The organism is Aeromonas sp. ASNIH4 (assembly GCF_002934425.1).
Taxonomy (GTDB): domain Bacteria; phylum Pseudomonadota; class Gammaproteobacteria; order Enterobacterales; family Aeromonadaceae; genus Aeromonas; species Aeromonas hydrophila.
In genome coordinates this window covers 5,069,178-5,090,359 of record NZ_CP026217.1, presented here as the reverse complement: position 1 = coordinate 5,090,359, position 21,182 = coordinate 5,069,178, and the positions used below count along the sequence as shown (strand labels likewise).

Here is a 21,182-nt window from a genome sequence, read left to right as displayed (position 1 = left end):
GATGACCGTCCCCACGCACCCTGGCCGCCGTTGCAACGGCGACGCTCATGAGGCCGTCCTATGAAGATCATCATTCTGGGCGCCGGTCAGGTCGGCGGCACCCTGGCCGAGAACCTGGCCGGCGAGAACAACGACATCACCATAGTCGACACCGACAGCGACCGGCTGCGCGAGCTGCAGGACAAGTTCGACCTGCGGGTGGTGAACGGCCACGGTGCCCATCCCAAGGTGCTGCGTGAAGCGGGCGCCCAGGATGCCGACATGCTGGTCGCGGTCACCAACAGCGACGAGACCAACATGGTCGCCTGCCAGGTGGCCTACTCCCTGTTCAACACCCCCAACAAGGTGGCGCGGATCCGCTCGCCGGCCTATCTGGTGGAGCGGGATCGGCTGTTTCTGCCCGAATCCGTGCCGGTGGATCACCTGATCGCCCCCGAGCAGCTGGTGACCGACTACGTGCGCCGGCTGATCGAGTACCCGGGCGCCCTGCAGGTGGTGGACTTCGCCGGCGGCAAGGTGGGGCTGGTGGCGGTCAAGGCCTACTACGGCGGCCCGCTGGTGGGCAACGCCCTCTCCACCCTGCGCGATCACATGCCCAACATCGAGACCCGGGTGGCGGCGATCTTCCGTCAGGGCCGATCCATCCGCCCGCAGGGCACCACCATCATCGAAGCCGATGACGAGGTGTTCTTCGTGGCGGCGGCGGGCCATATCCGCGCCGTGATGTCGGAGCTGCAGCGGCTCGAGAGCCCCTACCGGCGCATCATGATCGTCGGCGGCGGCAACATCGGTGCCGGTCTAGCCCGCCAGCTGGAAAAGCGCTACAGCGTGAAGCTGATCGAGCGCAACCAGAAACGGGCGGAGCAGCTCTCCGAGGTGTTGGAAAACACCATCGTCTTCTGCGGCGACGCGGCGGATCAGGAGCTGCTGGCGGAGGAGCACATCGACCAGATCGACGTCTTCATCGCGGTGACCAACGAGGACGAGGCCAACATCATGTCGGCCCTGCTCGCCAAGAAGATGGGCGCCAAGAAAACCATGGTGCTGATCCAGCGCAGCGCCTATGTGGATCTGGTGCAGGGCGGTTCCATCGACATCGCCATCTCGCCGCAGCAGGCCACCATCTCGGCCCTGCTGACCCACGTGCGCCGAGCCGACATCGCCAACGTCTACAGCCTGCGCCGCGGCGCGGCCGAGGCCATCGAGGCGATCGCCCACGGTGACGAGAACACCTCCAAGGTGGTTGGCAAGACGGTGGGTGAGCTCAAGCTGCCGCCCGGCACCACCATCGGCGCCATCGTGCGCGGTGACGAGGTGCTGATCGCCCACGACCGGACCCAGATCCAGCAGGATGACCACGTGGTGATGTTCCTGGTGGACAAGAAGTACATTCCGGAAGTGGAACGTCTGTTCCAGCCAAGTCCCTTCTTCCTGTAATCTGCCCATGCACCCAGGCAGCACAACCCAGACCCGGCACAGCCTCTACCAGGGATTGTCCGGGTCTTTTGTCAATCAACGACCAGGTTATCTTGCATGATCAAGCTGCGTCCCATCATCTTCACCCTCGGGCTGGTGCTCTCCAAGCTGGCCCTGTTCATGTGGCTGCCCACCCTGCTGGCCCTGCTGACCGGCTCCGAGGGGTTCGTCGAGTTTCTAAAGTCGGTGCTGATCACTCACGGCGCGGCCCTGCTTTGCCTGCATTACGGCCGCAAGGCGGTGTTCCACCTCGGCGTGCGGGAGATGTTCCTGCTCACCACCTCGGTCTGGGTGGTTGCCTGCATCTTCGGCGCCCTGCCCTTCTTCTTCATCAACCACATCGACTTCACCGACGCCTACTTCGAGACCATGTCGGGGGTCACCACCACCGGCTCCACCGTGCTGTCGGGGCTCGACGGCATGGCCCACAGCATACTGCTGTGGCGCTCCATCCTGCAGTGGCTGGGCGGGGTGGGCTTCATCGTGATGGCGGTGGCGGTGCTGCCCTACCTCAACGTGGGCGGCATGAAGCTGTTCCAGACCGAGAGCTCGGATTGGTCCGACAAGAGTGCACCACGCGCCAAGACGGTGGCCAACAACATAGTGCTGGTCTACCTGGTGCTCTCCATGCTCTGCTTCCTGGCCTACTGGGTGAGCGGCATGACCCTGTTCGAGGCGGTCAACCACTCGATGACCACTCTCAGCACCGGCGGCTACTCCACCTCCGATCAATCCATGTCCCACTTCTCCAACTCGGCGCACTGGATCGGTACCGTCTTCATGTTCCTCGGCGGCCTGCCCTTCCTGCTCTATGTGCAGAGCCTGAGCCGGCGTGACAACAGCCTGCTCAAGGATGCCCAGGTACAGGGTTTCTTCTGGCTGGTGGTCTGGGTCACCGTGGTGGTCACCTTCTACCTGTGGCTAAGGGACATCTACGGCTTCATGGATGCTCTGCGCATCAGCTGCTTCAACATCGTCTCCGTGCTCACCACCACCGGCTTCGGGCTCGGTGACTTCGGCACCTGGGGCCCGCTCACCAGCATCATCTTCATCATCCTGCTGGCCCTCGGCGCCTGCTCCGGCTCCACCGCCGGCGGTCTCAAGATCTTCCGGGTACAGGTGGCGTTCGCCCTGTTCAAGAAGCAGATGCGCCAGCTGATGCACCCCTCCGGCGTCTTCCCGCAGAAGTACAACGGCCGCCCGGTCAACGACGCCATCATCCGCTCGATGATCTCGTTCGTGCTGGCCTACTTCGCCGTCATCCTGCTGATCGCCGCTCTGCTCGCCGCCATCGGGCTGGATCCCCTGACCGCCATCTCGGGTTCCATCACCGCCGTGGCCAACGTGGGTCCGGGCATGGGGCCGATCATCGGCCCCAGCACCAACTTCGCCAGCCTGCCCGACTCGGCCAAGTGGATCCTGTCGTTCGGCATGCTGCTGGGACGGCTCGAGATCCTGACCGTGGCGGTGCTCTTCTTCCCCTCCTTCTGGAAGCAGTAACCGGCGAGCGCGCGAGCTCGAATGGCGAAGGGTATCAAGACGAAGCAATGCAGAAGGGCAGCCACTGGCTGCCCTTCTTGTTGCATGAAGCATGAGGCCTCGCCTCACTCGGCCGGGTCTTCCCGCTCCAGCGCCCGGTTGACCAGCGGCTCGGGCAGGGTCTTGGTCACCTCCACCCCCAGCTCGCGAAAGCGCTCCACCTGGGCGATCAGGTTGCCGCGCCCGTTGACCAGCCGCCCCATCGCCTTGTCGTAGCTCTCCTGCGCCCGGTGCAGGCTGCCACCCAGCTGCTGCATCTCCTCCACGAACAGCCGCAACTTCTCGTAGAGGCGGCCGGCCCGCTCGGCGATCTGGCGGGCATTCTGGTTCTGCCGCTCGTAGCGCCACAGGTTCTCTATGGTGCGCAGCGCCACCATCAGGTTGGTGGGGCTCACCAGCAGGATGTTGTTGTCGAGCCCGAATCGCACCAGCGAGGGGTCGGCCTCCACCGCGGTGAGGAAGGCGGGCTCCACCGCCACGAACATCAGCACGTAATCGAGGGTACGCACCCCGGGCAACTGCTGGTAATCCTTGCGGCCCAGCTCGCGGATGTGGTTGCGCACCGAGGCGACGTGCTCTTTCAGCGCCACCGCCTTCTCCAGCTCGTCATCGCTGTTGTACCAGCGCTCGTAGGCGGTCAGCGACACCTTGGCATCGATGATGATGTCCTTGTCCTGCGGCAGGTGGACGATGACGTCGGGCTGGTAGCGCTTGCCCTTGTCCACCTCGATGTTGACCTGGGTATGGTACTCATGGCCCTCGCGCAGGCCGCATTCGCTGAGGATCCGCGCCAGCACCACCTCGCCCCAGTTGCCCTGCTGCTTGCTGTCGCCCTTGAGGGCGCGGGTCAGCGCCGCAGCCTCCTCGGTCATGCGGGCGTTGAGCTCGGCCAGGCGCTCCAGCTCGAACTTGAGGCTATGGCGCTGGGCCGTCTCCTGGGCGTGGGTCTCCCCCACCTGGCGGCGAAAGCCCTCGAGCTGCTCTTTCAGCGGCGTCAGCAGCAGATCCAGGCTGTTCTGGTTCAGTTCGCGGAAGTTGCCCGAGTTTTGCTCGAAGATCCGGTTGGCGAGGTTCTCGAACTGCTGGCTGAGGCGCTGCTCCGCCTCCTGTTGCAGTTGCAGCTTCTCGGCGGCGGCCAGTCGCTCGCTACGCAGGGTGGCTTCGGCATCCTTGAGGCGGGCGGTGAGCTTGATGAGCAGGGTCTGCTGCTGCTCCAGCTTCTGCTGGCCCTGCAGTTTTTCATCCTGCAGCTCGTCACAGCGATCCTGCAGCGCCTGCTGGCGCTCCTGGCTCAGCAGCACCTGTTGGGCCAGCTGGGCCGCACCACGCCGGCCCACCAACCAGCCAAGGCCGACCGCCAGCACGGCGGCAGCCAGCAGCAGGGTCCAGAGCCCGGGCTCGATCATTTGCGGCTCCGCTGACGCAGAAAGAGTTCGAGATAGCGGTTGAGCAGCAGCCAGAGCAGCACGTAGAGCAGATAGGCGGCCAGCACCACCCACTTGTGACTGTTAACGCCGGTGTCGAGCTCGACGAATTCGATCCCCTTGATGCGGCAGTAGCCCCACATCAGCAAGGGGAAGACATAGAGCAGAGAAGCACGCCACAGAAATAACCACATGAGTTCATTCAATCCTGCAAAAAGACCCGCCTAGCTTACACAAGGGCAACCCGGCTTGCGATCCTGGCCGGCGCTATTCTCTGGCTTGCGAAGGGAAACTTGGATAAAATTAACCCCTAATAGGTATCAGGGGTGAGCATGACTCATTTTTTCTGTCGCTGGCTGACGCAAGCATTGGGGGGCTCTCGCAAACCGGAGGTGGTTTGTCACGAAGCGCGTCCCCCCTGGGCCATCGAAGAGTCCCAATTCCTCTCTCTCTGCTCCCGCTGCGGTGAATGCTTCAAGGCCTGTCCCAACGGCCTGCTCAAACCGGCCAACCAGCCCGAATACGATGACACCCCCATCGCCGGCACGCCCGTGCTGGATCTCGCCTGCGGCCAGTGCAGCTATTGCGGCAGCTGCGCCAGAGCCTGTCCGACCGGCGCCCTCGACCTGCAGCTGGGCCGCCAGGTGCAGACCCGGGTGCGGATCGAGGCCAGCTGCCAGGCCCGGCAGGGCTTCTACTGCCTGCTGTGCGAAGATGCCTGCCCCCAGCAAGCGATCAAGGCCACCGCCGACGGTGTCAGCATCAACATGGCGGCCTGCGACGGCTGCGGCGCCTGCGGTCTCGCCTGCCTGCACGGCGCCATCACCCTGATCCCCCAGCTCTGAGCCCAAATCCCGGAGATGACAAAGGGGCCCGTGGGCCCCTTTGTCATGCTTGCCTGGCTTATGCCATGGCCAGAATCGAATCCTGTTCGATGCCGAGCAGGTGGCAGAGCCGGGTCGGATCGCGCACCGCATCGGCCAGGGTGTACTCCCCCAGCACCTCGAGGAAGGCGTTCATGGCGCGGCGCAGAATACCCTGAATACGGCAGCCACCGGAGAGGCGGCAGTTCTCGCGCTTGCAGTCCACCGGGCAGAGCACGTGCTCCATGTCCATCACCACGTCGCGCAGGTTGATGGAGACGGCGGAGCGGCCGAGGCGGATGCCGCCATGCTTGCCACGCACCGTCTCTATGTACCCCTTGATACCGAGCTGATGCACTATCTTGACCACGTGGTTGCGGGAGATGGCAAAGGTATCGGCCACCTCGGTGATGGTCGACAGGCGATCTCCCGGCTGGACCGCCAGAAAAGTCAGGGTACGCAGGGCATAGTCGGTAAATCGTGTCAGTTGCATGGTCGCACTTGCCTCTTACTACAAGTCAGAAATCAGGACGACAACCTAAAGCTAAGAGGCGGGGAAGCGCTTGCGCCCGCGCAAGGTCCGCATCTTAATCTGAGTCGTGGAATGACAAGGTTAAGAGCAGCTCAGGCGGGTGTCGATGAAGATGCACATAAATCGACACTTTCTTTGATTGATCGCAAACTTGCAGGGTTAGTCCAAGGTTTTGGGGGGTTATGGCGGTTAAATTCGCCGGTTTTCCCCTCCGCCTCGGCCCGTACAAGGCGACCTCATCGGCAACAGTTCATGGCGGCTCAGTGCGGCTGCCTGAGCCAGTTTTTCAGGGCGCTGGAGGGGATGGAACTCTCGGAGGCGACCGCGAAGGCACCCCAGTCCACCGCGCACTGCAGCGCATCCCGGATCGCCATGCCCCGTGCCAGCCCGTGGATCAGGCCGCCGGCGAAGGCATCCCCCGCCCCCGTGGTGTCCACCACCGACACCGGCCGCGCCGCCACCCGGATCTGCTCCTCACCGTGAATGGCCACCGCCCCCGCCTTGCCTTCGGTCAGCACCAGCCAGGCCAGCTGCTCGCCGGCGATCTGGCGGGCATGCTGCCAGGGGTCGTCCACCTCGCCGAGATCGGAGCGGGAAGCCACCAGCACGTGGCAGGGGCGACGCGCCTGGCCGCCCTTGGGATACTGGGCCACCACGAAGCTCTTGCCGAGCATCTGGCGCATGTAGCCGATGATGGCGGTGCCCGGGTAATTCACATAGAGGCAGTCCACCCCCTCGCTCGGCAGGTCCCCGGGCAGATCCGGGCGCCGTGGCCGCCTGAGGATGGTGCGCTCGCCGGTGGAGTCCACCAGGATCAGCAGCTCGCCGGTCTCACCGCCAAAGCGCTCCACATGGCTGCAATCCAGGCCGTAGCTCGCCGCCTGCTCCAGCAGCCAGTCGCCGGTTTCGTCCAGCCCGATGCGCGAGGCGATGGTCACCTCGTGGCCGGCCCACACCAGCCCGATGCCGGTGTTGGCGGCACCGCCGCCGAGCCGGCGGCCCTGATCCAGGTATTGCAGACGGGCACCAGCCACCAGGGGTTCAGAGAGGGAGAGCACGTGATCACAGTTGAGATTGGCGAGCAGCAGAATGCGGGACATGAAGAGACCTCACTGACAGGGGAGCCCAGTATATGAGAAAGGGCCGTGACGGCCCTCCCTGAAATCGCGGGGTTTGTGAGCCCGCTCGACGTTTGCCGAGCGAGCGCGCGACGGCTGCGTCAGCCCAGTACCGACTCGGCGCTGACGTACTCGTAGCCGAGCGCCTGCGCCACCGCCGCCTGGGTGATCTTGCCCTTGAACACGTTCAGACCGGCCCGCAGGTGACGATCGTCCTGCAGCGCCCGGGCGTAGCCCTTGTCCGCCAGCGCCAGCACGAACGGCAGGGTGGCGTTGGTCAGCGCGAAGGTGGAGGTGCGCGCCACCCCGCCCGGCATGTTGGCCACGCAGTAGTGGATGATGCCGTCCACCACGTAGGTGGGCTCCTCGTGGGTGGTCGGGTGGGAGGTCTCGAAACAGCCGCCCTGATCGATGGCCACGTCCACCAGCACCGAGCCCTTGCGCATCAGCTTGAGCATGTCGCGGGTCAGCAGCTTGGGCGCCGCCGCCCCCGGGATCAGCACGGCACCGATCACCAGATCGGCCTGGGCGATGCACGCCTCTATGTTGGTGCGGGTGGAGTAGAGGGTCTTGAGGGCCGGGCCGTACAGGCTGTCCAGCTCCCGCAGTCGCGGCAGGGAGCGATCCAGGATGGTGACGTCGGCCCCCAGTCCCAGCGCCATGCGCGCCGAGTTGACGCCGACCACCCCGCCGCCCAGCACCACCACCTTGGCGGGCGCCACCGCAGGCACTCCGCCCAGCAGGGTGCCGTTGCCTCCCTGCGCCTTCTCCAGGCTGTGGGCACCGGCCTGGATCGCCATCCGCCCCGCCACCTCGGACATGGGCGCCAGCAGCGGCAGGCCGCCGCGCTCGTCGGTCACCGTCTCGTAGGCGATGGCCACCGCCCCCGAGTGCACCAGCAGCTGGGTCTGCACCGGATCCGGCGCCAGGTGCAGATAGGTGAACAGCAGCTGACCCGGCCTGAGCAGTTCACACTCCTCCGGCTGGGGCTCCTTCACCTTCACTATCATCTCGGCCCGGGCGAAGATCTCCGCCGCGCTGGCCACCAGTTCGGCACCGGCTGCCTGGTACTCGGCGTCGGACAGCCCGATCGCCTCGCCTCCCTGCTGCTGCACCAGCACCTTGTGTCCCCGGGCCGTCAGCTCCTGCACTCCGGCGGGAGTCATGCCGACCCGGTATTCATGGTTTTTGATTTCCTTGGGTACGCCAATAATCATGCTCGCTCTCCTGCTGTGATCCCGCCGGCGGCCGTGTCGGCGCCGGGCAGGATGCCCAAAAATTGCAACAACCACTGCATCATGGTGGCCGAATCCACCTCTCCCTCCAGCGAGGAGAGGCTGCGCTGGTAACGATCGTCCGGCAGCAGATCCCGCCGCCGCTCGATCAGCGCCCGGTTGTATTCCACCGAGAATTCCGGATGTCCCTGGATGGCCACTATGTGGTCACCCTGCAAAAACATGAAATTGGGACAAAAATCATTGCCCGCCAGCCGGGTGGCCCCCGGTGGCAGCTGCTCCACCTGATCCTGGTGGCTGGCCAGGATCCGGATGGTCTCGAGCCCAGGCTCCATCCAGGGTTGCCGCGCCAGCATGGGATGGACCGATACCCCCAGCCCCCAGCCTTTGGTGGACTTCATCACCTCGCCCCCCAGCGCCTGGGCGATCACCTGGTGGCCGAAGCAGACCCCGGCCAGCTTGACGTCGGCATCGTGGGCACGCCGGATCCAGTCGCGCAGCGCCCGGATCCAGTGGATGTCGCTGTAGGCATCGTGGCGCGAGCCGGTGATGAGCCAGGCATCGCACTCGTGCAGATCGGCCGGCAGCTCGCCATCGAGCGCCGACCAGACCCGAAACTCCAGCCCGGGGGCCAGTGCCCGGAAGCCCTTGATAAACATCTCGGAGTAAACGGGGCCGAAATCCCCCACCAAGTCGGGGTCCAGCCGGTCACAATCGAGAATTCCCAGTCGCATCTGTTACTCCTTCACAGTGATAGCGGCGAACGAAGGTGGATTCCTGCCACCGGGCCATGTCCGGGCTAGCTGCTGCATGGTTGATTACTTCATGGTCGGCATGGAGAACTCCGCGCCCGCCCGCAGGCTCTGGGGCCAGCGGGCAGTCACCGTCTTCATCCGGGTATAGAAGCGCACCCCATCCGGCCCGTGCATGTTGAGCGGCCCGAAGATGGACCGCTTCCAGCCACCAAAGCTGTGAAACGCCATGGGCACCGGGATGGGAACGTTCACCCCTACCATACCGACCTGCACGCGGGCGGTGAAGTCCCGCGCGGTGTCGCCGTCACAGGTGAAGATGGCGGTGCCGTTGCCGTACTCGTGTTCGTTGATGAGCCTGAGCGCCGTCTCGTAGTCCGGCGCCCGCACGATGGCCAACACAGGGCCGAAGATCTCCTCCCGGTAGATGCGCATCTCGGGGCCGACCCGGTCGAACAGGCTGCCGCCGATGAAGTACCCCTCCCCGTGGCTCAGGCCCCGGCCGTCCACCACCAGCTCGGCCCCCTCGGCCACCCCCTGATCCACATAGCCGCGCACCTTGGCCAGGTGCTCGCGGCTGATGAGCGGCCCCATCTCGTTCTCCGGGCTCTGGCCCAGCCCCGGGCCCACCCGCAGCGCCGCCACCAGCGGCGACAGCCTGGCCACCAGCGCATCGGCCGTCTCATCCCCCACCACCACGGCCACCGAAATGGCCATGCAGCGCTCGCCGGCCGCACCGTAGGCCGCCCCCATCAGGGCGGAGACCGCCAGCTCAAGATCCGCATCCGGCATCACCAGCATGTGGTTCTTGGCACCGCCCAGCGCCTGTACCCGCTTGCCGTGGGCCGAGGCGGTGGCATAGATGTACTGGGCGATGGGAGTGGAGCCGACGAACGACACGGCACCGACCCGCGGGTCGGTCAGCAGCACGTCCACCACCTCCTTGTCGCCGTTGACCACGTTCAGCACCCCGTCCGGCAGGCCGGCCTGCTTGAGCAGCTCGGCCATGCGCAGGGAGAGGGAGGGATCCTTCTCGGAGGGCTTGAGGATGAAGGTGTTGCCGCAGGCGATGGCCACCGGGAACATCCACAACGGCACCATGGCCGGGAAGTTGAACGGAGTGATGCCGGCGCAGACCCCCACCGGCTGCATCATGGAGTGGCTGTCGACCCCGCGGCCCACGTTGAGGGAGTGCTCCCCCTTGAGCAGATGGGGAATGCCGCAGGCAAACTCCACCACCTCCAGACCGCGGGTCAGCTCGCCCTGGGCGTCTGAAAACACCTTGCCGTGCTCGCGACTGATCAGCCGGGCCAAATCGTCTCTGTGCTGCTCCATCAACTCCTTGAAGCGAAACAGCACCCGGGCCCGTACCAGCGGCGGAGTCTGCGCCCAGTCAGCCAGGGCGCGCTCGGCGCTGGCGATGGCATCCTGGCACTCGGCGGCGGTGCTGAGCACCACCTGACCCTGCTGCTGGCCGGTGGCGGGATTGAAGATGGCCCCGAAGCGCTCGCTGCGGCTCTCGGTCGTCTCGCCGTCGATGAAGTTGCTGACCCTGTATGTCATAAATCCTCCGTGATGGGTAATGCGTGCCTGCCCGCGCCGCCCCGGGGAGCAGGCACGGGCAAGTGGCGCCGCGACGGGCGCCATCAACCGGTTAAAAGTCAGTCCTGGGCCTGCAGGGCGTCCTGCAGCAGGGTGAAGAGATCGTCGATCTGGCTGCGCTCGATGATGAGGGGCGGCGACAGGGCGATGATGTCGCCGGTGACGCGGATAAGCAGACCCTTCTCGAAGCAGCGCACGAACACCTCGTAGGCGCGCTTGCCCGGTGCATCCGGCATGGATTCGAGCTCGATGCCCGCCACCAGCCCGTAGTTGCGCACATCCTTCACGTGCTTGCAGCCCTTCAGCGAATGGGTAGCCTCCTCCCAGTAGCCCGCCAGATCGGCGGCGCGGCTCAGCAGGTTCTCGTTGCGATAGATCTCGAGGGTCGCGAGGCCCGCGGCGGCGGCCACCGGATGGCCGGAGTAGGTGTAGCCGTGGAACAGCTCGATGGCTCCCTTGCCGGCCGCCATCATGTCGTCATAGATGGCGTTGCTCACCAGCACGGCTCCCATGGGGATGGCGCCGTTGGTCAGCCCCTTGGCACAGGTGATCATGTCGGGGATGACGTCGAACTCCTGGGCGGCGAAGGGGGCACCGAGGCGGCCAAAACCGGTGATCACTTCGTCGAAGATCAGCAGGATGCCGTGTTTGGTGCAGATCTCCCGCAGCCGCTTGAGGTAGCCTTTGGGTGGCATCAGCACGCCGGTACTGCCGGCGATGGGTTCGACAATCACCGCCGCTATGTTGCTGGCATCGTGCAGGAAGACTATCTTCTCCAGCTCGTCGGCCAGCGCCACATCCTCCTCGGGCAGCCCCTTGGTGAAGGCATTCTTGGCGATGTTGAGGGTGTGGGGCAGGTGATCCACCCCGGTCAGCAGGGAGCCGAACCACTTGCGATTGCCGGGAATGCCCCCCACCGAGATGCCGCCGAAGCCGACCCCGTGGTAACCGCGCTCACGGCCGATCAGCCGGGTACGGGTGCCCTGGCCGCGCGCCCGCTGCCAGGCCAGCGCGATCTTGAGCGCGGTATCCACCGATTCCGAACCGGAGTTGGTATAGAAGACGTGGCCAAGCCCCTTGGGGGCGATCTCCACCAGCCGGTTGGCCAGCTCGAACGGCAGGGGGTGCCCCATCTGGAAGGTGGGGGCAAAATCGAGGTGGGAAATCTGCTGGGAAACCGCCTCGGCAATCTCGCGCCGACCATGACCCGCGTTGCAACACCAGAGCCCGGCAGTGCCATCCAGTATCTTGCGGCCATCCTCTGAGTGATAATACATCCCCTCTGCCGACTTCAGGATGCGCGGCGCCGCCTTGAACTGCTGGTTGGCGGTGAACGGCATCCAGAAAGCGGACATGTCGGAGGGAGTATTGATGTCGCTGATCGGTTTCATGGTCACCTCATCCTTAAGGTGTTTAGTAACTATCGGCCAATGCCTATTAAATTAAACACCTGAAATCTTAAAAAAGGGCTCAAAATTGCCCCATATGGTATCACCCGGCTAGCTGCTCTGAGCGGGGTGGTATAAGATATTTAACACAAATTTAATAATAGTAAACAGTCAAGGAGTGTCTATCGATGGATATCGGTCACCGCCTCAAGGCGGTTCGCACCAAGGCGGCCCTCTCCCAGCGCGAGCTGGCGAAACGCTCCGGTGTGACCAACGGCTTTATCTCCCAGATCGAGAAAAATCAGGTGAGCCCCTCGGTCGCTTCTCTACGCAAGGTGCTGGAAGGCATTCCCATGTCGCTGGCCACCTTCTTCACCGATGAGACGGAGATGGACTCCGAGGTGATCTTCCGCGCCGCCGACATGCCGGATCTCGGCACCCACCCCATCAGCTACCGCCTGGTGGGCCACAGCCGCGCCAACCGTGCCATCGGCATGATGCAGGAGATACTCCCACCGGGCGCCGACACCGGTGACGACATGCTGAGCCACGAAGGCGAAGAGTGCGGCATCGTCATCCAGGGCCAGGTGGAGGTCACCGTCGGCGAGCAGGTCTACCTGCTGACGCCGGGAGACGGCTACTACTTCGACAGCCGCACCCCGCACCGTTTCCGCAATGTGGATGAGCACGAATGCGTGCTGATCTCGGCCAACACCCCCGCCAGCTTCTAAGCCATGAGAGGGGAGATCCCGCCCCTTGGCGGACCCAGCACAGCGACCAACCTCTTCGTGCCGGCCTCCGCTTCGGCAGGCGCCGATGGCCCGCGCTTGCGGTACGGTTTGCCCCGCCGGATAGCCTCGCCGGGACGGATTCCGGATGAGGCCAAATCGGCAAAGTGTTTAACGAATTGTTACAAGATGGATTTACAAGCGGCAAGATGTTTAGCATATTGATACGCGGAAACTGACTTTTTGCCGGTTCAAGGAGTGAACATGAGTGACCTGACCCTGGCCCAGTGGCAACACAAGGCCTCCCACCTGACCCTGCCCTCGCAAGCCTTCATCGACGGCAGCTACCGGGACGCCATCAACGGCGCCACCTTCGACTGCATCAACCCGGCCAACGGCAAGCTACTGACCAAGGTCGCCGCCTGCGACGCCGCCGATGCCGAACTGGCGGTGCAGGCTGCCCGCGCCGCCTTCGACGACAAACGCTGGAGCGGTCTGCCGCCCAAGCAGCGCAAGCAGATCCTGCAGCGCTTCGCCGAACTGATGCGGCTCAACAAGGTGGAGCTGGCGCTGCTGGAGTCGCTCGACATGGGCAAGCCCATCGGCGACGCCATGGGCTATGACGCCCCCGCCGCCGCCAACTGCATCGCCTGGAACGCCGAAGCCATCGACAAGATTTACGATCAGGTCGCGCCGGTCGAGGAGTCCGCCCTGGCACTGGTAACCCGCGAACCGCTGGGAGTGGTCGCCGCCATCGTGCCGTGGAACTTCCCGCTGGTGATGGCCTGCTGGAAGCTGGGGCCGGCGCTCGCCACCGGCAACTCGGTGATCCTGAAACCCTCCGAGAAATCCCCGCTCACCGCCCTGCGCATCGCAGGTCTGGCCAAGGAGGCAGGCATCCCCGACGGCGTGTTCAACGTGCTGCCCGGCTTTGGCCATACCGTGGGCGAGGCGCTGGCCATGCACATGGACGTGGACTGCATCACCTTCACCGGCTCCACCAAGATCGGCAAGTATCTGGTGCAGTGCTCCGGCAAGTCGAACCTCAAGCGCGCCTTTATGGAGTGCGGCGGCAAGAGCCCCAACATCATACTGGCGGACGCACCTGACCTGGACGCCGCCGCCAAAAGCGCCGCTGGCGCCATCTTCTACAACCAGGGCGAGGTGTGCACCGCCGCCTCCCGCCTGCTGGTGCAAAACAGCATCAAACCGCAGTTCATGGACCGGCTGCTGGCCCATGCCCGCGAATGGATCTCGGCCAACCCGCTCGACCCTGCCACCCGCATCGGCGCCATGGTGGACCACATCCAGATGGAGCAGGTGCTCAACTACATCGCCATCGGCCAGCAGGAGGGCGCCAAGCTGCTGCTGGGGGGCAAGCGCACCAATACCGAGAGCGGCGGCTTCTACATCGAGCCCACCATCTTCGACGAAGTGACCCCCGAGATGCGCATCTTCCGCGAGGAGATCTTCGGCCCGGTGCTGGCAGTAACCGGCTTCGACACGCTGGAAGAGGCCATTGCGCTCGGCAACAACACCGATTACGGCCTGGCCGCCGCGATCTGGACGGCGGATCTCAACAAGGCGGTGAAAGGCTCCCGCGCCCTGCGTGCCGGCACCGTGTTCGTCAACAACTGGGATGGCGGCGACATGACCATGCCGTTCGGCGGCTTCAAGCAGTCCGGCAACGGCCGCGACAAGTCACTGCATGCGCTGGAGAAGTACACCGAGCTGAAAAGCACCTGGATCCAGCTCGAATAGCATCAGAAATGACGCTTATCTGCGAATTGGGGGGAGAAATCCCCCTTTTTCATTTTTGCCCTTTCATCGCCGGCCTCAATCGATATAATCATCAAATAGACAAGCCCTTAAATATAAAGATAAAAATGTTATTTTTTCTGGGAAGTGTACTGTTTCTGGTGATAGGACTGCCGCTACTGTTCTACATGCTGGGACACGGCGAGGCCTACGTGACCTGGGGTCCGTGGATCTCCGCCATCGCACTCATGCTGTGGCTGCTGCTGGACGTGGACAAGATCCGCCGCGGCGGAGGCCGCTGAGCCGGGCAGTACGCCGTTAAAATCCGCTGATCACCATTTATTCGCTTCTTTCCCCGTAAAAGGATCGCTACACTGATTTTTTGCGATGTTTTCCCGCATCCAACTCTCCAGTGAAGGTTATCCGCATGCAGCAACACGTTCAGCGCCAGGGCGTCATCTACGCCTTGTGCGCCTATACCCTTTGGGGCCTGGCGCCCATCTACTTCAAGACCATTGCCGCCGTGCCGGCCGCCGAGATCCTGACCCACCGGATGATCTGGTCGTGCGCCCTGCTGATGGTGCTGACCCTGCTTGGCCGCCAGTGGCACAAGGTACAGGCGGTGCTGCGCCAGCCGAAAGTGCTGCTCACCCTGGCCTTTACCTCCATCACGGTCGGCGGCAACTGGCTGCTGTTCATCTGGGCCATCAACAACGGCCACATGCTGGATGCCAGCCTCGGCTACTACATCAACCCGCTGTTCAACGTGCTGCTCGGCATGCTGTTCCTGAGCGAGAAGCTGCGCCGGCTGCAGTGGTGGGCGGTCGGGCTGGCGGCGATCGGTGTCGCCATCCAGATCATCGCCTTCGGCTCCCTGCCCTGGATCGCGCTGGTACTGGCCTCGAGCTTCGCCATCTACGGCCTGATCCGCAAGAAGCTGGCCCTCGATGCGCTGACCGGCCTCTTGATCGAGACCCTGATCATGCTGCCGCCCGCCGCCATCTATCTGTGGGGCTTTGCCGACAGCCCCACCAGCCATCTCACCCAGAATGACTGGCACCTCAACTTGCTGCTGATCGCCGCCGGTGCGGTCACCACGGCGCCCCTGCTCTGCTTCACCGCCGCCGCCACCCGGCTCAAGCTCTCCACCCTGGGCTTCTTCCAGTACATAGGGCCGAGCCTGATGTTCATCCTGGCGGTCACCCTCTATGGCGAGGCGCTGGCGCTGGACAAGATGATCACCTTCGCCTTTATCTGGAGCGCGCTGGTGCTGTTCAGTCTGGACGGGCTGCGCAGCGGCAAGCGCCGGCAGGCTGCGGAGCAGGCTTGACGGGACGCTCGCCTGACGCTGCAATAATCTACAAGCCCACCCATGGGTTTCAGGTTATCAATAGCCGATGAGCACACCCCAATCCCGCATCCACTACTGGCAATCCCGGCTGCTGCCGGGGGTTGAACTCTCCCACTCCCACCACAGGGAGTTCAGCTATGGCCGCCATGTGCACCTGGACTACCACATAGGTCTGGTGCAGCAGGGCGGCCAGAAATTCATCCACAAGGGCAGCAGCCACCACCTGGTGCGCGGCGAGCTCTCCACCGTCAACCCGGACGAGATGCACGACGGCCTCAGCCTGCGGCCGGAAGGGTACGAGGTGCGGGTGTTCGCCATCGCCCCCGAACAGCTGGCCCGCTGGCTGCCGGACAGCCCGGAGCCCTTCTTCGACAAGGGGCTGCAGAGCCGCCCCGACCTCTATCAGGGCTTCGCCCGGCTGCACATGTACCTGGACAATCCCAGCCCAGACGGCCTGCTGGCGGAGAGCCAGCTGCTGGCCCTGCTCGGCGAGCTGCTGCACATCGCCCCCGAGCGCCACGCCCTGGCCGACCCTCAGCTCAGGTTCCTGCGCGACCATCTGCTGGCCCGGCTGGATGAACGCCACAGCCTGGAGGATCTGGCCGCCCTGTTCGGGCTGGATCGCTTCGCCTTTCTGCGCCAGTTCAAGAAAAAGACCGGCATGACCCCCTATGCCTGGCTCAAGCGGTTGCGGCTCGAGCAGAGCAAGCGCCTGCTCGGCAGCGGCCTGCCGGTGAGCGAGGTGGCGCTGGCGGTCGGTTTCTTCGATCAGAGCCACTTCCACCACGGCTTTCGCCAGGCGTTCGGCCTCACTCCTGCCGATTTTCGCCAGCAGATGCTGGCCGCCAGCGGGCGCATCGACTAACTCCGCACTGCAATCTTTTACAATCCGGCGACCCCGCAATCCGCCATGCTGTGAACTCGATACTGTCGCAGAGGTTTCCATGTTCACCAGCCTGTTTCTGACCATAGGTCTCATCCATCTCATCGCTCTGGCGAGCCCGGGCCCAGACTTCGCGCTGATCCTGCGCACCAGCCTGCACAGGCCCACCGCCCTCGGGGCTGCGCTGGGCATCGCCTTGGCGATTGTGGTGCACGCCACCCTCAGTCTCACCGGCATCAGCCTGCTGATTGCCGAACACCCCTGGCTGTTCATGACGGTGAAGGTGGTCGGCGCCCTCTATCTGGGCTGGCTCGGCTGGGGGGCGCTCAAGGCGGCCTGGCGCAGCTCGGCCGAGCTCGCCCTGCACGCCGGCGGCGAGGCGCAGGGCTGGCGCAAGGGGGTGCAGCGCGGCATTGCCACCAACCTGCTCAACCCCAAGGCACTGCTGTTCTTCATGGGGCTGCTGGCCGCCATGGTGACGCCGCAGGTAGACGGCCTGACCCGTGGCCTGCTGGTGCTGGAGCTGTTCCTGCTTTCCCTGGTCTGGTTCGGCGTGCTGGCCTGGAGCCTCTCCACCGTGCGGGCCCAGCGCCTGCTCGGCCGCGTGCAGCGTCCGCTCAATCTGGTCACCGGCCTGCTGTTTGGCGCGGTCAGCCTCTCCATCCTGACCGGCATGGCTGGCGAGGCCTACGCCCTGGTCCCGCACTGACCCCCGTGTGCCAGCCATGAAAAAGAGGGATGGCCCAGGCCATCCCTCTTTGCGTTCATTGTTCCTGGCCGGGTAACCGACCCTCTCACTAGCCCTTCATCAGAACCACTGGCCGTGGCGCTTGATGTAGATGCTCTTGACGGTCTGAGTCAGCCCCATGTAGGCCAGCATGGTGATCACCAGCCACATGAAGTACTTGGGCCCATCCAGGGTGATGAAGCCGAAGTGCTCGGCCAGCGGCGAGAACGGCTGGTAGCAGCCGATGGCGATGGCGATCGAGGTGGAGAGCAGCACCGGCAGGGTGGCGGTACTCTGCAGGAAGGGGATCTTGCGAGTACGCAGCATGTGCACCACCAGGGTCTGCGACACCAACCCCTCGATGAACCAGCCGGAGTTCATGATGGCCTGACCGTTGACCAGCGGATCCATGCTGCCGTTGGCGGTGGCATAGAGGGCACCGGCACCGAACACGAACCACATCAGGCAGTAGGTGCTGATATCGAACACCGACGAGGTCGGGCCGAGCCACAGCATGAAGCGCTTGATGTTGCTCGCCTCCCACTTGCGCGGCCGCTTGAGGAACTCGGGGTCCATCTTGTCCCACGGCAGCAACATCTGGGAAACGTCGTACACCAGGTTCTGGATCAGCATCTGCATCGCCAGCATGGGCGCCCAGGGCAGCCAGGCGGAGGCCACCAGCACCGAGAAGACGTTGCCGAAGTTGGAGCTGGCGGTCATGTTGAGGTACTTCAAGATGTTGCCAAAGGTCTCGCGCCCCTTGATCACCCCCTCTTCCAGCACCATCAGGCTCTTCTCCAGCAGGATGATGTCGGCGGTCTCTTTGGCGATGTCGGCACCGCTGTCCACCGAGATCCCCACGTCCGCATCCCGTAGCGCCGGCGCATCGTTGATGCCGTCGCCGAGGAAACCCACAGTGTTGCCGTTGGCCTGCAGCGCCTTCACCACCCGCGACTTCTGCAGCGGGGTGAGCTTGGCGAAGATGGTGGTGTGCTTGACGACTGTGCACAGCGCCACGTCGTCCATCACCTCGATATCCTTGCCAAGCAGCGGCACGCCGGGCTCCAGCCCCACATCGCGACACACCTTGCTGGTGATGATGGGGTTGTCGCCGGTCAGCACCTTGACCGCTACGCCGTACTCATTGAGGGCGCGGATGGCCGGTGCGGCCGAATCCTTGGGCGGATCAAAGAAGGTGAGGAAGCCGCGCACCACCAGCTTGACCTCGTCGTTGGTGCGATAGCTCTGCTTGCACTCGGTAGCCGGGATCTCGCGGGTCGCCACGATCAGCACCCGATAGCCCTCGGCGTTGAATTCCTCGCTCTGGCGCAGCAGGGCGCGGCGATCGGCGTCGGTCAGCTCCCGCACCTCCTGGCCATCGGCGATCTGGCTGGAGACGGCCAGCATCTCTTCCACCGCCCCCTTGGAGACCATCAGCTGCTGGCCCAGATCATCCTGCACAATCACCGACAGGCGCCGGCGCACGAAGTCGAACGGCAGCTCGTCCACCTTACTGTAATTGGCCGGCTTGCAGCTCTCCCCCAGCGCATCGGCGTGCTCGACCACCGCGATGTCCATCAGGTTCTTCATGCCGCTCTGGTGAAAGCTGTTGAGCCAGGCCAGCTGCAGGATCCGGTCGTCCCGCTGGCCACGCACGTCGTAGTGGTGCTCGAGGATGATCTTGTCCTGGGTCAGGGTGCCGGTCTTGTCGGTGCAGAGCACGTCCATGGCGCCGAAGTTCTGCACCGAGTTGAGCCGCTTCACCACCACCTTGCGCTTGGCCATGGCCACCGCACCGCGCGCCAGGTTAGCGGAGACGATCATCGGCAGCATCTCGGGGGTGAGCCCCACCGCCACCGCCAGCGCGAAGGTGAGCGCCGACATCCAGTCACCGCTGCTGACGCCGCTCAGCATGAAGACGATGGGCACCATCACCAGCATGAAGCGGATAAGCAGCTTGGTGACGCTGTTCACGCCGCGATCGAAGCTGGTCTCGATGCGCTTGTGGCTCACCACGTTGCGGGCCAGCGAACCGAAATAGGTGTCGCTGCCGGTGGCCACCACCACGGCGCGGGCGGTACCGCTCACCACATTGGTGCCCATGAAGCAGATGTTGGGCAGATCGAGCAACCCAGCCTCCCCTGCACCGGCGCCGTCCGCCGACTTGCCGGCCACGGCACCCAGGGTGTCGTACTTCTCCACCGGCAGCGCTTCGCCGGTCAGCACCGCCTGGCTGATGAAGAGATCGCGGGATTCGATCAGCTTGATGTCAGCCGGGATCATGTCCCCCGCCTGCAGGTGCACTATGTCACCGGCCACCAGCTCGGTCATCGCCACCTCCTTGCGCTGGGGGGCGACCCCGGGCGAAGGGCGGCGCTGCACGGTGGCGGTGTTACGTACCAGCGACTTGAGCGCTTCGGCCGCCTTGGCGGAGCGGTACTCCTGCCAGAAGCGCAGCAGACCGCTCAGGCCCACCATGACGCCGAGGATGATCACCTTGACCCAGTCCTCGTCGCCCGGCTCGGCCATCAGCACGTCCATCACATAGCTGACCAGCCCGAGCACGATCAGCACCATCACGAAGGGGTTCTTGAACGCCTGCAGCAGCTGGATCAGCGCATGGGGCGGCTTGTCGTGGGTCACCTCGTTGGGACCAAACTGGATCAGGCGGTTGGCGGCCTCGGTCGCGGTGAGGCCATCGATGTTGCCGCGCACGGCGGTGAGGGTGTACTCGAGGGACTTGTCGGCCTCATCGAGCACCCGGGAGGAGAGCTTCTCCCTGGCACTGGCCGGGGCAACGAACCCCTGCTGCTTGTGCCGGCTGGCGGTATGTTGTTGTTTCATGACTCGTTATCCTGATTTCTACGCGCAAGCGGGCCCTGTCGCGGGCCGGGCCTGGCGTCAGTACTGAAGTGAAATGCAATGGACCCGGCAGCGGGCAAATAGCCGCCGCACACTGGGGGCCCGCAGACAGCAGTCTGCGCGACCACACCGGCATGCTCGGGTCGGATCAGGGGTCAGGACACCGCATCCCGTTCCCCGCAGGGGATCAGGAGTGGGTAGGCGTGGACCCCGAGGGTCTAGGTTTGGGCTCTTCGGTCATGACGGTTCCTCCGAGTTGAGCGGCAGCAAGCCGGCCCCGGCATATCGAGGGCACGGCAGGTCATCGCCGGCGGGCAGATCCGCGCGGCGGCGTTATCGACAGGAGGCAAGGGCCGCAACGGGGCGGCCAGGACCGATAAAGGAGATCAGGATAACCACAGGCAACAATAACGGCATGATGGCCGAATAATAATGAGGAGGGTTCATGGTCCGGTCACATGAGCAATCAACCGCACCCCATGAATATATTGAGAAATAGCCAGCGCATATTTCAAAATATATAAAGAAGAGACCTTCATTATTTAAATTCGCAGCGCATCCTATCGAAAACCACATTGTTTTCAATACGAGCTGTCCATCCTGTTATTTCACGCCGGCCTGTTTGTCCCTGCTCGCCAAAGATCCGGTGAGCGGGCGCAACGGGCAGCCCCGGGCCCATGACAAAGGGCGTACGTGGCAAGGCGTGCAATTGCTGGGGCGCGAGGCGGCATGGCTCGCAGAGGGAGTGGAACAATCCGGGGAGCAACGCAGGTCCCGGCGGGACTGGGTTGCAAGAGTCGGGATGACTCGCTAGATGCCACACTCTGAGCGATCAGAGTGAGGGAGAAGAAGGGATATCAACCTCAGTTCTGATTAGCCCACATCGCGCTGTGCAATCGGCTACAACTGTCGCTTTCCATAATATCCTTCCATCTGTTGATAAC

The 21,182-nt window shown here is 64.1% G+C and carries 18 protein-coding genes; 9 read left to right on the top strand and 9 right to left on the bottom strand.

Annotated elements, in window-relative coordinates:
• The first annotated feature begins 60 nt into the window (after window positions 1–60).
• Together trkA and C2U40_RS23855 are read left to right on the top strand one after the other, a co-directional pair.
• Window positions 61–1,437, top strand: coding sequence for a Trk system potassium transporter TrkA (trkA, locus tag C2U40_RS23860; RefSeq protein WP_011704263.1), 1,377 nt, complete (start codon window positions 61–63; stop codon window positions 1,435–1,437).
• 96 nt (window positions 1,438–1,533) lie between these two features.
• The gene (locus C2U40_RS23855; RefSeq protein WP_103828397.1) at window positions 1,534–2,976 is read left to right on the top strand and encodes a TrkH family potassium uptake protein; all 1,443 of its coding nucleotides are present in this window, start codon (window positions 1,534–1,536) and stop codon (window positions 2,974–2,976) included.
• Between the two features lie 104 nt (window positions 2,977–3,080).
• Here the strand turns inward: C2U40_RS23855 and rmuC are convergent, their stop codons facing one another.
• Together rmuC and C2U40_RS23845 are read right to left on the bottom strand one after the other, a co-directional pair.
• Complete coding sequence (gene rmuC, locus C2U40_RS23850) at window positions 3,081–4,421, bottom strand: DNA recombination protein RmuC (RefSeq protein WP_103828396.1); 1,341 nt, start codon at window positions 4,419–4,421, stop codon at window positions 3,081–3,083.
• Window positions 4,418–4,633 (bottom strand): hypothetical protein, encoded by a 216-nt coding sequence (locus tag C2U40_RS23845; protein ID WP_016349071.1) that lies wholly within the window; start codon window positions 4,631–4,633, stop codon window positions 4,418–4,420. The genes rmuC and C2U40_RS23845 overlap by 4 nt, the downstream gene beginning before the upstream one ends.
• 138 nt (window positions 4,634–4,771) lie before the next feature.
• On the opposite strand from C2U40_RS23845, the gene C2U40_RS23840 reads away from it, so the two are divergent.
• Window positions 4,772–5,284: a ferredoxin-type protein NapF gene (locus C2U40_RS23840; RefSeq protein WP_011704259.1), complete on the top strand. Its 513-nt coding sequence runs from the start codon at window positions 4,772–4,774 to the stop codon at window positions 5,282–5,284.
• 58 nt (window positions 5,285–5,342) lie between these two features.
• Here the strand turns inward: C2U40_RS23840 and C2U40_RS23835 are convergent, their stop codons facing one another.
• From C2U40_RS23835 to C2U40_RS23810, 6 genes are all read right to left on the bottom strand, one after another.
• Window positions 5,343–5,795 carry an Rrf2 family transcriptional regulator gene (locus tag C2U40_RS23835; protein ID WP_011704258.1) on the bottom strand — a complete coding sequence of 151 codons (453 nt, stop codon included), beginning with the start codon at window positions 5,793–5,795 and terminating at the stop codon, window positions 5,343–5,345.
• 299 nt (window positions 5,796–6,094) lie between these two features.
• Window positions 6,095–6,934: a PfkB family carbohydrate kinase gene (locus C2U40_RS23830; RefSeq protein WP_103828395.1), complete on the bottom strand. Its 840-nt coding sequence runs from the start codon at window positions 6,932–6,934 to the stop codon at window positions 6,095–6,097.
• Between the two features lie 119 nt (window positions 6,935–7,053).
• Window positions 7,054–8,169, bottom strand: a complete 1,116-nt coding sequence (ald, locus tag C2U40_RS23825; protein WP_017410574.1) for an alanine dehydrogenase — start codon at window positions 8,167–8,169, stop codon at window positions 7,054–7,056.
• Window positions 8,166–8,921, bottom strand: a complete 756-nt coding sequence (locus C2U40_RS23820; RefSeq protein ID WP_103828394.1) for a glutamine amidotransferase-related protein — start codon at window positions 8,919–8,921, stop codon at window positions 8,166–8,168. Before C2U40_RS23820 ends, ald begins: the two co-directional genes overlap by 4 nt.
• An 84-nt stretch (window positions 8,922–9,005) precedes the next feature.
• Window positions 9,006–10,502 (bottom strand): CoA-acylating methylmalonate-semialdehyde dehydrogenase, encoded by a 1,497-nt coding sequence (locus C2U40_RS23815; protein WP_011704254.1) that lies wholly within the window; start codon window positions 10,500–10,502, stop codon window positions 9,006–9,008.
• Between the two features lie 98 nt (window positions 10,503–10,600).
• On the bottom strand, window positions 10,601–11,932 hold the full coding sequence (locus tag C2U40_RS23810) for an aspartate aminotransferase family protein (protein WP_103828393.1): 1,332 nt from the start codon (window positions 11,930–11,932) through the stop codon (window positions 10,601–10,603).
• A gap of 185 nt (window positions 11,933–12,117) precedes the next feature.
• On the opposite strand from C2U40_RS23810, the gene C2U40_RS23805 reads away from it, so the two are divergent.
• The 6 genes from C2U40_RS23805 to C2U40_RS23780 all read left to right on the top strand — a co-directional run bounded on the left by C2U40_RS23805 (window position 12,118) and on the right by C2U40_RS23780 (window position 17,358).
• On the top strand, window positions 12,118–12,660 hold the full coding sequence (locus tag C2U40_RS23805; RefSeq protein ID WP_011704252.1) for a cupin domain-containing protein: 543 nt from the start codon (window positions 12,118–12,120) through the stop codon (window positions 12,658–12,660).
• 261 nt (window positions 12,661–12,921) lie between these two features.
• Entirely contained in the window at window positions 12,922–14,418 is a 1,497-nt protein-coding gene (locus C2U40_RS23800) for an aldehyde dehydrogenase (protein WP_103828392.1), read from the top strand.
• A 125-nt stretch (window positions 14,419–14,543) separates the two neighbouring features.
• Window positions 14,544–14,717: a hypothetical protein gene (locus tag C2U40_RS26615; RefSeq protein ID WP_016349064.1), complete on the top strand. Its 174-nt coding sequence runs from the start codon at window positions 14,544–14,546 to the stop codon at window positions 14,715–14,717.
• A 125-nt stretch (window positions 14,718–14,842) separates the two neighbouring features.
• Complete coding sequence (gene rarD / locus C2U40_RS23790; protein ID WP_011704249.1) at window positions 14,843–15,745, top strand: EamA family transporter RarD; 903 nt, start codon at window positions 14,843–14,845, stop codon at window positions 15,743–15,745.
• A 67-nt stretch (window positions 15,746–15,812) separates the two neighbouring features.
• Window positions 15,813–16,631 (top strand): AraC family transcriptional regulator, encoded by an 819-nt coding sequence (locus C2U40_RS23785; protein WP_103828391.1) that lies wholly within the window; start codon window positions 15,813–15,815, stop codon window positions 16,629–16,631.
• Between the two features lie 79 nt (window positions 16,632–16,710).
• Window positions 16,711–17,358, top strand: coding sequence for a LysE family translocator (locus C2U40_RS23780; RefSeq protein ID WP_181014876.1), 648 nt, complete (start codon window positions 16,711–16,713; stop codon window positions 17,356–17,358).
• A 99-nt stretch (window positions 17,359–17,457) separates the two neighbouring features.
• On the opposite strand, the gene mgtA is transcribed toward C2U40_RS23780, so the two are convergent.
• On the bottom strand, window positions 17,458–20,220 hold the full coding sequence (gene mgtA / locus C2U40_RS23775) for a magnesium-translocating P-type ATPase (protein WP_103828389.1): 2,763 nt from the start codon (window positions 20,218–20,220) through the stop codon (window positions 17,458–17,460).
• Window positions 20,221–21,182 lie beyond the last annotated feature (962 nt).